This is a genomic window from Veillonella sp. 27098_8_77, from assembly GCF_041431535.1.
Taxonomy (GTDB): domain Bacteria; phylum Bacillota; class Negativicutes; order Veillonellales; family Veillonellaceae; genus Veillonella.
The window spans coordinates 40,869-58,765 of record NZ_JAPVXW010000006.1 but is presented as its reverse complement, the minus strand read 5'-3'; the positions used below and the strand labels follow the sequence as shown (position 1 = coordinate 58,765).

At 39.9% G+C, this 17,897-nt stretch carries 16 protein-coding genes; all 16 read right to left on the bottom strand.

The window, feature by feature from the left end; genetic code table 11:
* Positions 1–6 precede the first annotated feature (6 nt).
* The 16 genes from hisS to O3617_RS05035 all read right to left on the bottom strand — a co-directional run bounded on the left by hisS (position 7) and on the right by O3617_RS05035 (position 17,891).
* A complete protein-coding gene (hisS, locus tag O3617_RS05110) occupies positions 7–1,278 on the bottom strand; it encodes a histidine--tRNA ligase (protein WP_371449025.1) in 1,272 nt (423 codons plus the stop codon).
* A complete protein-coding gene (gene hemZ / locus O3617_RS05105; protein WP_371449023.1) occupies positions 1,278–2,705 on the bottom strand; it encodes a coproporphyrinogen dehydrogenase HemZ in 1,428 nt (475 codons plus the stop codon). Before hemZ ends, hisS begins: the two co-directional genes overlap by 1 nt.
* Positions 2,698–3,186, bottom strand: coding sequence for a Fur family transcriptional regulator (locus tag O3617_RS05100; RefSeq protein WP_005376313.1), 489 nt, complete (start codon positions 3,184–3,186; stop codon positions 2,698–2,700). The genes hemZ and O3617_RS05100 overlap by 8 nt, the downstream gene beginning before the upstream one ends.
* A gap of 30 nt (positions 3,187–3,216) precedes the next feature.
* Positions 3,217–3,852: an MBL fold metallo-hydrolase gene (locus O3617_RS05095; RefSeq protein ID WP_371449021.1), complete on the bottom strand. Its 636-nt coding sequence runs from the start codon at positions 3,850–3,852 to the stop codon at positions 3,217–3,219.
* The gene (locus O3617_RS05090) at positions 3,852–6,092 is read right to left on the bottom strand and encodes a bifunctional (p)ppGpp synthetase/guanosine-3',5'-bis(diphosphate) 3'-pyrophosphohydrolase (RefSeq protein ID WP_371449019.1); all 2,241 of its coding nucleotides are present in this window, start codon (positions 6,090–6,092) and stop codon (positions 3,852–3,854) included. Before O3617_RS05090 ends, O3617_RS05095 begins: the two co-directional genes overlap by 1 nt.
* Positions 6,089–8,083, bottom strand: a complete 1,995-nt coding sequence (gene recJ / locus O3617_RS05085; protein WP_371449017.1) for a single-stranded-DNA-specific exonuclease RecJ — start codon at positions 8,081–8,083, stop codon at positions 6,089–6,091. The genes O3617_RS05090 and recJ overlap by 4 nt, the downstream gene beginning before the upstream one ends.
* Positions 8,084–8,364: 281 nt before the next feature.
* Complete coding sequence (gene hydG / locus O3617_RS05080) at positions 8,365–9,783, bottom strand: [FeFe] hydrogenase H-cluster radical SAM maturase HydG (protein WP_371449016.1); 1,419 nt, start codon at positions 9,781–9,783, stop codon at positions 8,365–8,367.
* Positions 9,784–10,034: 251 nt separating this feature from the next.
* Positions 10,035–10,319, bottom strand: coding sequence for a 50S ribosomal protein L27 (gene rpmA / locus O3617_RS05075; protein WP_004696430.1), 285 nt, complete (start codon positions 10,317–10,319; stop codon positions 10,035–10,037).
* 12 nt (positions 10,320–10,331) lie between these two features.
* Positions 10,332–10,646 (bottom strand): ribosomal-processing cysteine protease Prp, encoded by a 315-nt coding sequence (locus tag O3617_RS05070; RefSeq protein ID WP_371449014.1) that lies wholly within the window; start codon positions 10,644–10,646, stop codon positions 10,332–10,334.
* 2 nt (positions 10,647–10,648) lie between these two features.
* Positions 10,649–10,960 (bottom strand): 50S ribosomal protein L21, encoded by a 312-nt coding sequence (rplU, locus tag O3617_RS05065; RefSeq protein WP_005377353.1) that lies wholly within the window; start codon positions 10,958–10,960, stop codon positions 10,649–10,651.
* A 209-nt stretch (positions 10,961–11,169) separates the two neighbouring features.
* A complete protein-coding gene (locus O3617_RS05060; RefSeq protein WP_371449013.1) occupies positions 11,170–11,739 on the bottom strand; it encodes a manganese efflux pump MntP family protein in 570 nt (189 codons plus the stop codon).
* A gap of 28 nt (positions 11,740–11,767) precedes the next feature.
* Entirely contained in the window at positions 11,768–13,195 is a 1,428-nt protein-coding gene (locus tag O3617_RS05055) for an Rne/Rng family ribonuclease (RefSeq protein ID WP_323725221.1), read from the bottom strand.
* A 59-nt stretch (positions 13,196–13,254) separates the two neighbouring features.
* Positions 13,255–13,950, bottom strand: a complete 696-nt coding sequence (locus O3617_RS05050; RefSeq protein ID WP_371449011.1) for a TIGR03936 family radical SAM-associated protein — start codon at positions 13,948–13,950, stop codon at positions 13,255–13,257.
* Entirely contained in the window at positions 13,922–15,805 is a 1,884-nt protein-coding gene (locus O3617_RS05045; protein ID WP_371449009.1) for a TIGR03960 family B12-binding radical SAM protein, read from the bottom strand. The genes O3617_RS05050 and O3617_RS05045 overlap by 29 nt, the downstream gene beginning before the upstream one ends.
* 60 nt (positions 15,806–15,865) lie before the next feature.
* A complete protein-coding gene (rodA, locus tag O3617_RS05040; RefSeq protein WP_371449008.1) occupies positions 15,866–16,969 on the bottom strand; it encodes a rod shape-determining protein RodA in 1,104 nt (367 codons plus the stop codon).
* Between the two features lie 7 nt (positions 16,970–16,976).
* Complete coding sequence (locus tag O3617_RS05035) at positions 16,977–17,891, bottom strand: P-loop NTPase (protein WP_371449006.1); 915 nt, start codon at positions 17,889–17,891, stop codon at positions 16,977–16,979.
* Positions 17,892–17,897: the final 6 nt, after the last annotated feature.

Genomic DNA, 17,897 nt, shown 5'->3' with positions numbered 1-17,897 from the left:
TACTTGTCATCCTTTCACCAAAGAAGATATACGTTCAGAAACAGACGCTAATGGTACTGTTTCTTGTTCACTTGTTTCCATAAAACGAATGATGGCCTCTTGCTTAGCCAATTCATCATCACCCACTATGATAACATATTTTGCATGAATTTTGTTAGCATATTTTAATTGAGCCTTCATACTTTTACCTTGGCCATCCATTTCCGCAGTGATATATGCGCCACGTAACGTTTGACAAATCTTGAAAGCTTCTAATTTTGCAGCCTCTCCAAGGGCTACTACAAATACTGCTGGTTCGATTGTCGGTTCAGGCAACAAGTTTTGTTTTTCTAAAGCCAATAACAATCGTTCCATACCCATTGCAAAACCAATAGCTGGTGTATGAGGACCATCGAGTTCCTCTACAAGACCATCATAACGGCCGCCGCCAGCAACTGCACTTTGGGCTCCTAATGGAGTGTATTGCACTTCAAAGGCTGTTTTTGTGTAGTAATCGAGTCCACGAACCAAACGAGGATTTAGATTATATTGGATATCTGCCGCATCAAGTAATGTTTTAAGTTCTTCAAAATGGGTATTACATTCTTCGCATAGATGTTCATGAATTTCAGGTGCACCTACGGACAATGCTTTACACGTCTCATTCTTGCAGTCCAATAAACGCAATGGATTTTTGTATAATCGTTCTTGGCAATCTTCACAAAGTTGATCTTTTTTAGGTTCGAAGAACTCGATCAATTTTTGACGATATGTAGGACGACAATTTGGACAGCCTACAGAGTTTACTTCTACATTGAGATCCTTAAGGCCAAAATCCTTTAGCAATTGTACAATCATACAGATAACTTCGCTATCTACTACAGGTGATGGAGAACCTAGTACTTCTGCACCAAATTGATGGAATTCACGATAGCGACCAGCTTGTGGTTTATCGTGGCGGAACATGGAACCCATATAGAACCATTTTGTTAAATTTTCTTTACCATACACCTTATTTTCAAGGTATGCCCGTACGGCAGAAGCCGTATTTTCAGGGCGCAATGTATAGCTTTGTTCCTTATCGTCGCCAGTGGAGAAGGTATACATTTCCTTCGATACTACATCCGTAGTTTCCCCAATGCCGCGTAAAAATAATTTTGTATCTTCAAAGGCAGGTGTACGAATTTCGCTAAAGCCATAAGCTTTACAAATTTCGCGCATATGCTGTTCTATATAATGCCAATTTACAATTTGTTCTGGCAAGAAATCTTGTGTACCTCTTGGTCTCTTTATAGCCATTACACAACCTCCCAAAATGATTTACATAATGCATGCCTCTTAGCTAGTAAAGCCTCTAATGTATCTGTATATACATCTACATCCTTAGGCATATGCTGTTTTTTCTGTCTATACGAAGGAGCTTTCATCCACTTAGAGGATCCACCGGGTCCCATAGACATAATTGTTTGTCGCTCTTCCATGATTTGAATATTATATTCACACGCCTTACCAGGCAATGTATACCCAATATTTTCGAGTTGACCTCTCATATATTGTTGACGATATAGATAATACGGCACATAACCAGCCTGCTCTAATCGTTCCTGAGCATACTGTACCATGTGTTTTACTACGGACTCATCAGGTACATCATGTTGCATGTTCAAATCATAAAGCGGACTACCACGTTTGATAGCTAACGTATGAATTGTAACATTTTCAGGCAAATTATGACAAATATAATCCATGTTATGCATCATATGTTTTATATTTTGTCCCGGTAAACCGGCTATAAAGTCCATATTAACAGCAAAATCTGTATGTTTTTTCACATGTCGATACATATCATCGATATCTTGTGCGCTGTGCCCACGCCCGATGCGACGTAATATAGTATCATCCATAGTCTGTGGATTAATGCTAATACGATTTACATGACACTGCTGCATAGACCGTATTTTTTCAGTGGTTATAGAATCTGGTCTTCCCGCTTCAACCGTGAATTCATGCCCTTCGGGTATCAATGTAGATAATCCAGTTAGGACACGATGAAAATCTTCATTATTCAATATAGTGGGTGTACCGCCACCCATATAGAGCGTATTTGTGTACAAATTATAAGTTTCACAAATTTGTCGTACATCATCTATATCCTCTAATAAGGCTGCTATGAATTCAGATTGTCGATGATACTCTTGATATAAACCGTATGGAAATGAGCAATATACACAACGGGTTTCACAAAATGGAATACCACAATAGAGGCTTATATCCTTATTAGAATGAGACTCTAAAAAAGGACGTTGATATTGTCCAATACGGCTGAGAATATCTAATTTTTCCATAGACACAGAAAACTCGTCCCTAATGTGACGAGTTGCAGCCTCTATTGAACCATATTGATCTATATATTTATGAAGTAATTTTGTAGGACGCACCCCTACCATCGTGCCCCATTCATTATGAGCTGGTAAACCTTGTTCTGTACGTAATAATACGAGTAATGCCTGCCCTATGGAACGTCGTCCCATAGAAGATATAGGCCCTGTTAAGGTATGTTCAACACCGCGAATAGATACGGTCAAAGTATACATATTATCACGTTCGGCGGCATGTAGGATTACATCAGCCGCTTCATTGCACGAAAATAAACCTGCTGCGCCACAGTTATGAGCCACTACCGATCCAAGTGGTAGTGGCCCTGTGTAATGATATCCATTAAGCATGATGTGACATTTTATCGAGTTTTTCGAGTTCTGCTGGCGTCATGTGAGCTTGGCAATCACTGCAATAACCATATACTTTTAATTGATGGTCAATGGTGCGGAAGTTCAATTTTTTAGCGATGATGGATTCCAATGTTTCTAGCATATCATCTTCAAACTCAGAAACCTTACCACATTTCACACAAATCAAATGATGATGGAAATGAGCGAATTCTTCGTCATTTAATTCATAACGGTTACGGCCGTCACCAAAATCAAGGCGTTTTAATAAATCTAGTTCTGTAAACAAATCCAATGTACGATAAATTGTTGCAAGACCAATATCTGGTGCTACTTCTTTTACCAATACATATACATCTTCTGCGCTCAAATGATTTTCTTCAGCATCGATGAAGGCTTGTAAAATCGTTTGACGTTGCGTAGTCAATTTGTATTTTTTGTCTTTAATGCGTTCTTTTAATTTTTCCAATGTTGTATTCATAATTACTATCCCCTTTACTAAATAAATATATTAAGCACCCACGAATGGATTATATTGTTTTTCATAACCTATTTGCGTTTCTGGACCATGTCCAGGATATACCATCGTATTGTCTGGCAATGTATATAACTTTGTTTTAATCGCGTTGATAAGGGCATCATAATCACCTTCTACAAAATCGGTGCGCCCTACAGATTGATTAAATAAAGTGTCCCCCACAAATACTAGACCTGGCATATAGTAGCATACGCCACCAGGCGTGTGACCTGGTGTTTCATATACGGTCAAGTCAACAGCACCGCAGGTGATGTGATCACCTTCATGAACCTCAATAATATGCCCTTTCACGATAATCGGTGTAGGATTACTATAATTGCTGAGATTCAATTCAGGATCACTTAAATATTTCACATCATCATGATGCATATAGATAGGCACATCATAAGCATCTACAATGCCTTGTACGCCACCGATGTGATCCCCATGACCATGTGTTAATAGAACTGCTTTGGGCTTTAAATTATGTTTTTTCAAGGCCTCCAGCACCTCTGTTGTAGCCGGATCGATAATAAACGCTTCCCCTTGTTCCTTATCGCCTATCACATAACAATTTGTTCCAAGCGGCCCCAACGGCATGCGCATGAGGACTAAGTTTGATGTATCCATTATGCACCTCCTTTACTACGTTGTACCGTATACACTTCACGGATACGGCGCAATTTAGTCATAACAAAATCAAGTTGCGATATATCTCGAATTTCAACGACAATGTTGATTATTACATTTTTCGTATTTTCTAAAACCTTTGCATTCATATTGGTAATGGTGATTTTCAATTCTGAAAGCACCGCCATTACCTCCATGAGGATTCCCGATCTATCATAGGCTTGAATATCGATACCTACATGGAAGGATTCGCTAGAGGATTCGTCCCACGAAACTTCAATCATGCGTTCTAAATCTTCTGGTGTATGACCGAGGCTCGTACAATCGGAGCGATGTACGGATACACCGCGACCTCTTGTAATATAGCCGATAATATCATCACCCGGTACAGGATTACAGCATTTAGCCATACGAACCATCACGCCCGGCTCGCCCTTTACGAGGACACCGGTTCCGTTCTTAGCCTTTTTAGCCCCTTGCACCTTTAATTTTTCAATAATTTGTTCCGTTGTTTTTCGGGACTCTTCATGCTCTTTTGATTTTTTGTATAGTTCAACCAATCGCAATAGAACTGTACTTACCGGTATGCCACCATAGCCACAAGCGGCATATAGTTCATTTTCAGTATTGGACTTCAACTGTTTTACAACTTGTTGAATGCGATTGTCACTGCAAAGTTCTTTCCAACTGTAGTTGAGGCGTTTGGCTTCACGCTCAAGAGCTTCAAGACCTTTTTCAATATTTTCTTCTTTATTTTCTCGTTTAAACCAATTGCGGATCTTATTCTTACTTTCAGAAGAACCTACAATATTGAGCCAATCCAGGCTTGGTTTACCCGTTTTAGACGTAATAATATCTACGATATCCCCATTTTGCAAGGTGTAATCGAGAGGAACGATTTTTCCATTTACCTTCGCCCCCACGCACCGATGACCTACATCGGTATGAACGCGATAAGCAAAATCAAGTGGTACAGAACCAATTGGCAATTTAACCACATCACCCTTAGGTGTAAATACAAATACCTCACCGGAGAATACATCTAATTTTAAGGCATTAACGAGTTCCTTTGGATTCGACGTATCCTGCCATTCGAGTACTTGACGAAGCCAAGCAACCTTTTGGTCAAAATCTTTATCGCCATTTTTATTGCCTTCTTTGTAACGCCAATGAGCCGCTACGCCATATTCTGAAACGCGATGCATTTCCCATGTACGGATTTGAATTTCTACAGGTTGCCCCATGGTACCGATAACCGTCGTATGCAATGATTGGTACATATTGGATTTCGGCATGGAAATATAATCCTTAAAACGATATGGCAACGGTTTCCACAAACTATGTGCGATGCCGAGAACTGCATAACAATCCGGAACGGTATCGACGATAACGCGAACAGCTAACAAATCATAGATTTGAGACAAGTCGCGATTATCCTTTTTCATTTTCTTATAAATGCTATAGAAATGTTTTGGTCGCCCCTTAATATCCGCTTTAATGCCCGCTTCACCAAGAGCCTTTGTCAACTGCGCCATCGTATCGTTAACGATATCTTCACGGGCTTGACGTTTTTGTTTCATTTGGTCCACGAGATCATAATACTTATCTGGTTCCAAGTACCGGAACGACAAATCTTCTAGTTCCCATTTCACATTGAAAATACCAAGACGATGTGCTAAAGGAGCAAAAATTTCCAATGTTTCCTTGGCAATGCGTTTTTGCTTATCGCTACGCATATGTTTTAAGGTACGCATATTATGTAAACGGTCACCCAGTTTAATAACGACAACGCGCACATCTTTCGCCATGGCCAAAATCATCTTGCGATAATTTTCCATTTGTCTGTCTTCTTTGGTCTCGTATTGGAACTGATTTAATTTTGTTACCCCATCCACGAGGAACGCCACTTCTGAGCCAAATAATTTTTCAATGTCTTCCTTCGTATATTCCGTATCTTCTACCACATCATGGAGCAATGCTGCCATCAATGTAATGTGATCGATTTGCAAATGCGCCAAAATTTCAGCTACTGCAAGAGGATGCATAATATACGGTTCACCAGAGGCTCTAAATTGACCTTCATGAGCTTTGTCTGCAAGGGTGAACGCCTTCATGATTTGGTCGCATTCATCATCGCTTAGATAGGAATGCACATAATCCATAAACTCTTTTAAAGCCTCTTCTTTGTTAAAGCCCTTTTGTTCCACCAAGGCTTTACCTTCTTCATTTATGGTCATCATTGTATCACCTCCTGCTGACTATATGTTATAAATGTAACGGATGTAGTCAAATCAAGCTTACCGTTGATTACATTCCAACGGATCATCGCTTGTCCATTATCATTTGTTTCTTCACTTATAATACCTAATTCTTTAAACACATCAAGGGCCATCAATGCGGACGTTCCATTCTGATTTTCTGGTTTGCGTCGCAAAATTTCTTGTTCCACATGATATAAAGAATTAGCACCGCCTTTTAATGCTAGGCGTACAATTGTATATATTTCACGTAACCCTTCAGCACTCAATTGAACTGGCTCTTCTACAACAGGCTCTATATCTTGAATCATGAGTTGTGGAGATACAAAACCTTGCCATTCATTTTTTTGAAGTGTAAAGGCAACTTTCACATTCATGCCTTGAAAAATATGTCTAAACAAATCAGGGCGATTCCAAGCGATAGCATCAATGCTACCATTGGCGGTAGCTAAAATCACCTTACAGTGATTTTTAAGTTGCCCCATCAGCATAATGTCCTGCACCTTAGCATCCATAACGCCAAATATAGGGGTACTATTGCCCATCCCATACGGTTCTAAGGCGGACACACGATCTACGATATCTACATCGATATCATCAACGGGCAATGTGGCATCAATGGATACGACGGGAATATATTCATCAGGAGAAACATGAGCCTTACAATACTCTGTTAAACGATACCGCAATTCATCAATACGGCTAGCATCAATACTAAATCCAGCCGCTGCGGCATGACCGCCAAATTGAATCAATATATCTTCACAGGATTTTAATGCGTTATAAATATTAAAACCTTCTATACTACGGCAAGAGCCTTTCCCTACGCCATTATCAATACTGATAACAAGTGTAGGCTTGTAAAACTCTTCTACCAATCGCGATGCAACGATACCGATAACACCGGGATGCCAATTTTCTCCAGCCACTACGGTTACATAATCGGCAAGATGTCCTTGTACGGCCACATTCGCTCGCGCCTCTTCATGAATAGACCGCTCTATTTCTTGGCGTTCCATATTCGTTTCTTGCAATTCTTGGGCAATCACTTCCGCTAAATCTACATCATCTGTAACAAGCAATTCAACAGCACGTGTTGCATGGGTAACGCGCCCAGCTGCATTTAAACGAGGCGCCAAGGTAAATCCAATATGCCCTGCAGTAATGGTTCTACCATGTAAACCTGACACATCGATGAGCTTATCGATACCCAAATTAGGCAACTCGTTCATCTTTTTAAGGCCTGCTTGTACGATAATGCGGTTTTCCCCTACTAGAGGAACAACATCAGCAACAGTCCCTAGTGCAACGATATCTAAATCTTCAAGATACCACTCACCACATTGACGCAACCAAAGGGCTTGACATAATTTAAACGCTACACCTACGCCGGATAAGTTTTTATCCGGGTATGGACAATCTGATTGTTTATGGTTAATAACGGCGCGAGCCGGTGGAATTTGCGGTGGCGCCGTATGATGATCTGTAATAATGATATCGATACGATCACAAACAGCCTCCACAATATCATAGGAACTGATACCACAGTCTACAGTTATAACTAAAGATGCACCATCAGAGATGATATGCTCTAAGGCATCTAAATTCAATCCATAGCCTTCACTTTGGCGTTCTGGTATATAATAGCTGACACAGGCCCCCATTTTAACCAAAAAACGATATAATAAAGATGTAGCAGTAATGCCATCCACATCATAATCACCATACACAACTATAGATTTTTTTGCTTCTATGGTTTCAAGGATTAGTGCAACCGCCGTTTCCATACCCTTTAATAAAAATGGATCTAGCAAATCCTTGAGTGTGCCCTCTAAAAATCGATGGCCTTCATCACAATCTATATCCCGATTCACCATCAATCTCGCTACAATCGGATTTACACCGAGTTCACGGATCAATGTATTTTCTTTTTCTATATCCCTTGGCATAATATGCCAACGTTTTTTCTTCATAATCCAAACCTCGGTGACATGTACATAAAATAATGTTGATGAATAATGTAATAATTTATAATCAATATTAACATTGTTTATAAATCTATTATCATTATCACTTTCTTTCATTATACTACAAATGCCCTTATAAACAAAGGAATTTATCGATTTAACATCTATAAATTTAATTTGTTTTTCTCAAAAAAACAGCACTGTTCATTATCATTCTCATAATAAACAGTGCTGTTTTATAGTTCTATATACTATTATGTTCGCATTACTAGTAAGAAAAATTCAAATTAAAAACGGAAATCCCGTTTCCCATCTTCCATTTGTGCAATGTATGCCTTTGCCTTATCTTTTACCAAATCATTTTTAATATTTTCTAATTGGTCTTCGATAACCTTGGCACCATGTTTTTTAGTCTTTTCATCACCGTAATCCATGATGTATTCATTTAATGTCATCAACGCATTTGGTTGGCAACAGTTATGAATTTGACCTGATTTAGCAAGAGCCATAAAGCGGTCGCCTGTACGGCCTGCGCGATAACAAGCGGTACAGAAACTAGGTACATAGCCGAGTCCCAATAGCCAATCTACAATTTGATCTAATGTACGCGTATCACTGCGGTCAAATTGAGCCGTATTATCTTCTGGTTTTTCTTCTTCCTTATAGCCACCTACGCTGGTACGAGAGCCACCGCTAATTTGGGAAATACCTAATGCCAAACCACGTTCACGCATAGATTGACTTTCACGAGTGGACATAATCATGCCCGTATACGGTGTAGAAACGCGGATAAGAGCCACGATTTTTTCAAAGATATCATCCGGTACAGCATTGCTAAAATCATCTACGTCGATGTCATCAGCAGGGCAAATACGAGGTACAGAAATCGTATGAGGACCTACACCATGAACGGCTTCTAAATGCTCTGCGTGCATCAAAAGGCCTACAAAGTCATATTTATAATGTTCTAGGCCATACAATACACCAATACCTACATCATCAATGCCGCCTTCCATAGCTCGGTCCATCGCTTCTGTATGGTATGCGTAATCGCTCTTTGGTCCTGTTGGATGCAAAGCTTCGTAATTTTCCTTATTATATGTTTCTTGGAACAATGTATAGGTGCCGATGCCCACGTCATGTAATTTTTTATAGTCTTCCACGGAACATGCAGCGATATTTACATTAACACGACGGATTTCACCATTTTTATTTTTAATGCTATAAATCGTTTTAATAGATTCCAAAATATAATCAAGTGGGTTATTAAGAGGGTCTTCGCCAGATTCGATAACGATGCGCTTATGGCCCATGGCTTCTAGAGCAATAACTTCTTCTCTAATTTGTTCTTGTGTCAATTTTTTACGCTTAATGTCGCGGTTTTTAGAGTGATATGGGCAATATACACAGCCATTGATACAATAATTAGACAAATAGAGCGGCGCAAATAATACAATACGATCACCATAAATAGCTTTTTTAATTTCTTTAGCTAGTGCAAATAACTTTTCCTTGTATTCAGGCAATGGGCATTCCAAGAGAACTGCTGCTTCCCTGTGATTTAAGCCTTTAAATGTAGCCGCCTTAGCCAAAATTTGGTCTAATAATTCACGATTTTCTTTATTTTCCTCTGCATAGGCAAGAGTATCAAGGATTTCTTGATGAGAAATAAATTCCTCCGCCTTAGAAGATTTTACATCATACATAGTACTTACCTCAAATCTTTCCAGTGGACATGCCACTCTAGTTAGGTCTGTGAAAGTATATCATTACTATTTTAGTAATCTTTCACCGATACTGTACTAAGTATACCACTATTCCTACTAAAAAGCATTGGAATTTACTATAACAAATAATCATTTTCCCCATGCACTGTATACGATAAACCATAATTCACCTAAACAATAACACAAAAAATCCCTAGTGGGTAAACCACTAGGGATTAATATTTGTAAAATTAAGCTTCTACAGGGTATACGCTAACTTTACGGTTATAACGACCAGCACGTTCAAATGCTACTTTACCAGGCACAAGTGCGAATAAAGTGTCATCTTTACCGATACCTACGTTAGTACCAGGGTGGAAGTGAGTACCACGTTGACGAACGATGATGTTACCGCTCTTTACGATGGAACCATCATGGCATTTAACACCAAGACGTTTAGATTCACTATCACGACCATTACGAGTACTGGACACACCTTTTTTATGTGCGAACAATTGCAAATCAAAAGTAAACATGAAGTTCACCTCCTATATTTCGTGTATTTGGACAAACTCTGGATACTGTTTACTAATTTCTTCTAGTCCGAGAAGCATAGTATTTAATATATCCTGACCACTCTGGGTTATTTCACCAGAGAGGACCATATCACATTGGCCTTCGCTATTGGAAAACTCACCGCATTGCTCTGCAATTTTGGTAAGTCCTAACATAGCCGTAGCAGACAGCACAGATACTGCTGCACACACTATATCATAGCCATGTTCATCATATCCTGCATGACCGGACATATGACAACCAATCACTTGATCGTCTTCATTCCGCTGGATTCCAATGGAAACCATAATTAAGCTTGGATAGATTCAATACGAACTTTTGTGAACGGTTGACGATGGCCTTGACGACGACGGTAGTTGGATTTAGCTTTGTATTTGAATACTAAAACTTTTTTACCTTTGCCATGTTCAAGAACTGTACCTGTAACTTTTGCACCGTTTACAAGAGGAGCGCCAACTTTAACATCGCCGTCATTCACTACAGTCAAAACTTCTTCAAATGTTACGGAATCGTTAGCAGCTGCTTCCAATTTTTCGATAGTAATTACATCGCCTTCAGCAACGCGATATTGTTTACCACCAGTTTTAATAATTGCGTACATGAGAACACCTCCTTGTTATCGAACTCGCTGAATTCGGTATCCCGACCCGAACATCGGTCGGGCGTTTAAACCTGCTTCACGCGGATTGCAAAGTTCAGTAAACCGAACTAATACTGATATAGTATATCGTATTTACATCTTCATGTCAAACACAAATCGGTAGAATCCGCTCAGTTTCTGACACTTTCATATATATACAGCCTTTAAAATTATCCGATAATCCCAAGATGCTGCAAGAGTATCTTAGTCCCGATAAGAATTAGGACGCCCCCACCGAGTATGTCTGCATATTTTCCTACGAATTGGCCCATGAATTTACCTAAATATACACCGATTAAGGATATAACAAAGGTAATGACACCAATCATGGTCGATGCTTCCCATATATTGATTGGTAAAAAGGCAAAGGTTAACCCTACAGCCATCGCATCAAGGCTCGTTGCTATAGAGAGCATAATCATTTCCCAAGCCCCTAAAAATTGCTTATCATCATCTTCGTCATCGTCATCACTAAGGCCTTCACGAATCATAGCAACCCCGAGATACCCTAGAAGACCGAATATAATCCAATGATCCCACTCGGAGATAACATCGATAAACTGACGTCCAATGAGCCATCCAATAACAGGCATAAGGAACTGAAATAGACCAAATAAAAAGGCTAAGGTTACTTTTCTACCATTTTCTCCAACTGGCATGGTCAACCCCTTGCCAATAGAGACACCAAAGGCATCCATGGCAAGGCCAATACTAATTAATACAATTTCGAAAACAGACACGATACTCACCTATCAACATACAACTTACTTATTCTGCAACGGCCATCAAGGAATACCCTTCCCGGCTAATCTGAGGGTTCACTACGATTGATATACTGCGACCAATAGAGGCCCCTAAATCATCGAGCACAGATTTTGTTAAATATTGTGCCACCTCTGGGTGAACTTCAATTTCTAGATTGGATTTAATACGTCCAGATTTAAATAATTCACGAATGCGGCGCACAATCTGCATATACACAGTACGGCCAGACAACATATAACCAGTACCACCACATTGTGGACATGTATCAAACATCAATGTTTGTAACCCCTGGCGTGCACGCTTCCTGGTCATCTCCACCAAACCGAGCGAACTAATACCACAGACAACGGTTTTCATCTTATCTAGTTTAGCCTGTGCGCTTAACAATTTTAACAACTCTTGTTGATGTTCTTTATCCTTCATATCGATGAAATCGACGACGATAATACCGCCAATATCGCGCAAGCGCAATTGACGACAAATTTCCTTAGCCGCCTCTTTGTTGACTGTAAAAGCTAAATCTTCTAGCTTATTAGATTTTCCCGTATAATGAGCCGAGTTTACGTCAAATACGGTAAGGGCTTCCGTATGATCGATGCGGATAGAGCCTCCAGAAGGTAGATTAATATCGCGAGAGATAAGATCTTCTAATTGAGGTTCAATATGGTTCGCTTTAAAGATAGGTGTACTATCGCGATGGCGTGTAACTTTAATGCGCTGCGATGTTGGTCCGTGACCTAAGAGATCCATAAGCCTAGATTCTCCCATGTCAGAATCGACGATAATTTCCTCTACATTGCGATGCGCATAATCTCGCACGAGGCGGAACCAAAAGTCCGCATCACTGTAGAGATCTGTACCGCTCTTAGCCACCTTAAAACGTTTTAACACATGTTGCCATGTGCGCCACAAGTAATCCATATCGCGAGCGATTTCATCAGCACTGGCCTTAGCTGCAGCCGTGCGGATAATAAATCCGCAACCTTCTTTCACATAAGGGGCTGCCAACTCTTGTAGTTTTGCACGTACTGCTTCATCGGTGATTTTCTTAGAAATATGCATACCTTCAGAGTATGGCAATAATACCATAAAACGCCCTGCTAAGCTTACATCAGCGGTAACACGTGCACCTTTGCCAAGCATTTCTTCTTTCACCACTTGAACTAGAATTTGTTGTCCCACAGATAGGCGAGGTAAAATTTTTTGTTCCTTACCTTGCTGAAGGTTTAAGTAAGCGTTCTGAGCCCCACCAATATCGACGAAGGCAGCTTGCATTCCATTCAATACATTTTTAACAGTACCCTTGTACATATGGTTTGCCATATGAGTCTCATCGGTACGCTCCAACACAAAATCAACGAGTTGTTCATTTTCATCGATAACGGCCATGCGGATTTCCTCGCGCATAACATTGACCAAAATCTTATGCATCCTATCCCTCCCTTCGTTCGGTTCAAATATATTACATTCAAAATCTAATCTATATAACCTTAGTAATTAATTTCTAATGGTGTAAAACGGCCTTCTTCATTTTCTACCATAATCGCTTTACGGTGAATTTCGTAACCAGAGGTTATGGGCCAATTATATTGATCTTTACCTAAGTTCCAAACTTCACTTGGTTTTATTGTACCTTGTGGATAGATACCAATGCCCATCGTTAATGTCACCATACCATCGTGCATAGATGCTGTAATCGGTTCTTTTACGAATTCTTTTACATCGATAACACGTGTCTTTTTAGGTGTAACCTTTTCATAGGAGATTTCCGTAGCATCATTAAAAGGTGTAAGCAATGTATCCCAGTCAACATTTTCATCGGTAACAGGCCCCGTTACTTCATAAATAGCAAAGTTACAAATAGCCATCATTTTTTTCACTTTATCAGGCATAATCTTTCCGCCAAGGACCTCAAGGCCACGAGGAGCTACCTTATTTAATCGGTCTATAATGGACTCTAAAGTATCATCCTCTAGCACATCCATATCGATATATTCCGCTTCGGCCGTTAAACCTAACGCCAAAGCGGAGGAAAAACTGATTTTCATATGCGGATTAAAGCCTTCTGAATAGGCCATCTTAATCTGTGCACGGCGAATCATACGCTCTACAGCTTGTGCGAAATCGAGATGCGACAAGAATCGTAATTCTTCGCCTTTATGTAAGGCCAAACGTAATTTTTTCAACTCTGCCACCCTCCTTATAATCTACAATAGCCGTATCTAATTCAGGACATACATTACAACCTCTACATGGGCCACGACGGCAATCAGGCGTCAATTGTTCAGCAACAGCTTGATCCCATTCGCGTTTTAAATAAGCTTTACTAACGGTACAATCTAAGTGATCCCATGGCAATGGTTCATCAAACTCACGGGTGCGACGTGCATAATACGCAGGATCAACACCACAGTTTTCAAAGGCTTTCAACCAAGTTTCATAGCTGAAAAACTCAGTCCAACCATCGAACTTACAGCCTAATTTCCATGCCTCTACCAATACCTTAGATAATCTGCGGTCACCACGAGCAAATACGGCCTCCATATATCCGGTATAACCATCATGATAATGATAGGAAATATTGCGGTTATTAATGAGAGATTTTAAATATTGTTGCTTACGGTGAATCTCTTCTACATCTTGTTGACCATACCATTGATATGGAGAATGTGTTTTCGGTACAAAAAAGGACACACTAACGGTCACACTACCATTGCGTTTACCTGTAATTTCACGATGTAAATCAAGTACCTTGTACGCAAGATTTGCAATTCCCGCTAAATCTTCATCCGTTTCAGTTGGTAAGCCCATCATAAAGTATAGTTTTACCGTGTGCCATCCGGACTTGAAAGCATTCGTACAAGCTGCTAACAAATCTTCTTCACTAACACCTTTATTGATAACATCGCGCAATCGTTGTGAGCCGGCCTCTGGTGCGAAGGTAAGACCACTTTTACGCACTTGTTGCACCTTTTTAGCAATATCGATAGAGAAACTATCAATACGCAATGATGGTAAACTAACACTAACCTGTTTATCCCTAAACTCCTCCATGAGCATATCCACGAGTTCTGGTAATTTAGAATAGTCTGCAGAGCTTAAACTCATCAAAGATATTTCATTATATCCAGTATTAGCGATTGTTTCTTTTGCAATTTCTAACAATCGTTCCGGTGTCCGTTCGCGAACTGGACGGTAGAGCATACCGGCCTGACAGAATCGACAGCCACGAGTACAGCCTCGAAATAATTCGAGAACAGCACGGTCATGAACGATATCTAAAAATGGCACCACCGGTTTTGTCGGGAAAAACACATGTTCTACATCCTCTATGATGCGTTTTTGAATCGTCGCTGGTACATCTTCAAAGCGTGGTGTAATCGATTTAAAATCGCCTTGTTCCGAATATTCCACATCATATAATGCAGGACAATAGGTACCTGGAATTTGAGCTACCTTGCGCAAGAATGCTTCCTTGCCGCCAGGGAATCCCTTCGCTTTTTCAGCTTTCAAAAGATCGATAAATTCATCGCCCCATTCTTCAGACTCACCAAGGGATACGATGTCAAAGAAATCGGAAATCGGTTCCACATTATATGCACAAGGGCCTCCGCATACGAGCAATGGGAAATCCATATTCCGATCCTTTGCATACATAGGAATACCTGCTAAATCTAGCATATTTAGAATATTGGTAAAACTCATCTCGTATTGCAATGTGAACGCAAGTACATCAAAGTCCTTAATAGGCGTACGTGTTTCTAAGGAAAATAAAGGAATATTGCGTTTTCGCATTTCCTCTTCCATATCGTGCCACGGTGCAAATACGCGTTCAGCTACTGCATCTTCACGGCGATTGACTAAACCGTATAGAATTTTGATGCCTAAATGGCTCATAGCCACTTCATATACATCGGGAAATCCTAGCGCCATAGTTACATCAACAGTACCGTGATCCTTCACAATACTGTTGTATTCACCGCCCGTATAACGAGCCGGTTTTTGGACATGTTGTAACCACGACGTATCTAATTGAATCATACATCCTCCGTCTTTTATGAAAGACTTCTTTCAAACTTATTCCTAAAATCAGAATTATAACTAAAAAATATATTTTTTACGTTGCATTGATATATTTAATAAAATACCAATACTAATCATATTCGTTGTCAATGCACTAACACCATAGCTAATAAATGGCAACGGTATCCCCGTAACCGGCATAATCCCCATGGTCATGCCTGCATTGACCAATACTTCGAAGCATAACATGGATCCAATCCCCGTAGCAAGTAACATGCCAAAATGGTCATTACATGTGTAGGCCACCTTGATGCTCCGATAAATAAGCATAAACAAAAGGATTAATACAAAAATACAACCTATAAAACCTAACTCTTCGCCAATTACAGAGAAAATAAAGTCGGTGTGATTTTCTGGCAAAAAGTTTAGTTGACTTTGCGTCCCGTTAAACAATCCCTTTCCAAATATGGTTCCTGAACCTATGGCAATCTTAGACTGGATAATATGATAGCCTGATCCAAATGGATCGATATCAGGGTTCATAAATACGAGTATCCGTTGTTTTTGATAGTCTTTTAAAACAAACCAAGCCAACGGCATTAGTAAAACACCTACGGTAGCGATGATACGAACCAAGCGCAATCGTATGCCCGAAACAAAGAGCATACCAATAAAAATAGCGATGTAAACGAGGGATGTACCCAAGTCCGGTTGCATAAACACCAATAAAATAGGCACTCCTACATAGAGTACAGGTACAAATAGAGATTTAAAGGTATTCAACTTGTCGTATCGCGGTTCTAGCATCTTTGCCATACAGATAATCATGAGCAATTTTGAAAACTCTGACGGTTGAATCGTTATAGGTCCCAATTGAATCCATCGTTGTGCACCTAATGCTGAAGTCCCTACAAAGATTACGGCGAGCAACAATATAATCGTCAAAATATATATGCCGTTCGCCCAATCTCGTAATTTATGATAATCCATAAATTGAATGCCAATAACAAGTGCTACATTGACTATGAAAAAAATCAACTGTTTAGCAACCAGTGTAGAGAAGTGAAGTCCAGTTTGATTAATATGGGTAGCACTGCCGATGGCAATGACCCCCATAGTAACGAGTAATATCGTACATATAATGATTGTCCAATCACAATCACGCCAAATTCGTTGTAACATATGACACCTACTTTATACGCACACGTCGCCACATACTTTCCTTTCCGGAAAGGAGCCGACTTCGAGTGGTCCAAGAATTGGTATATGTTACAGAAGAACTATTAATTTCTGATTCTACATCTACAGGCTGTGCCAATGTAGCAGTCACTGTAGGTTCTACCGCTTTCACAGTAGTTACATCGTGAAAGCGATCAATAATGTCTTGCTCATCCCACGCATCGCCAGATGTTATATAGTCCACAATAGGGGTTAACATATGGCGATATGCATTTGGCATATCTTGAATGAGTACACCATCCTGAGTATCATCTAAAATCTGTGTATCATAAGGCAAAATGGAACCTACATATTCAGCGCCAAGCGCTTCGAGCATGTCATACATATTCGGCATATCTCGATCTGTACGAACTGCATTAAACACGACAGCATAGTCTCTATGACCATATTCACGACAGAACTGAATAGCCCGTGCTGCATTTCGGATAGACACCCATAGTGGTTGTGTAATGATTAAAAAACGTTGTGCTAGTTCTACAATTGATTCTAGGCCTCGACCAATACCGGCTGGGCAATCAACGAGTACATAATCATAAGACTTTGCTAAATGGCTCACAAGTTTTCGATATTTTTTTCGCCCCATATCTTCCCAACGCACACTTTGGCTAGCCGGTAGAAAATATAGATTACTTTGTACCTTTATGACTACATCATCAGCCATGGATTTATCTTCTAATGCATTATACGCATCAAAACAAACTTCATCTTCTTTTCCCAATATAATATCTAGGTCCCGTAAGCCGAAATCGCCATCACAAAGAAGAACGCGATAGCCTTGTTCGCTGAGCGCAGCCCCTAAACAGGCGGTTATTGTCGTTTTACCTACGCCGCCCTTACCTGAGATAAGACCGATTATATCCCCCATCGTATA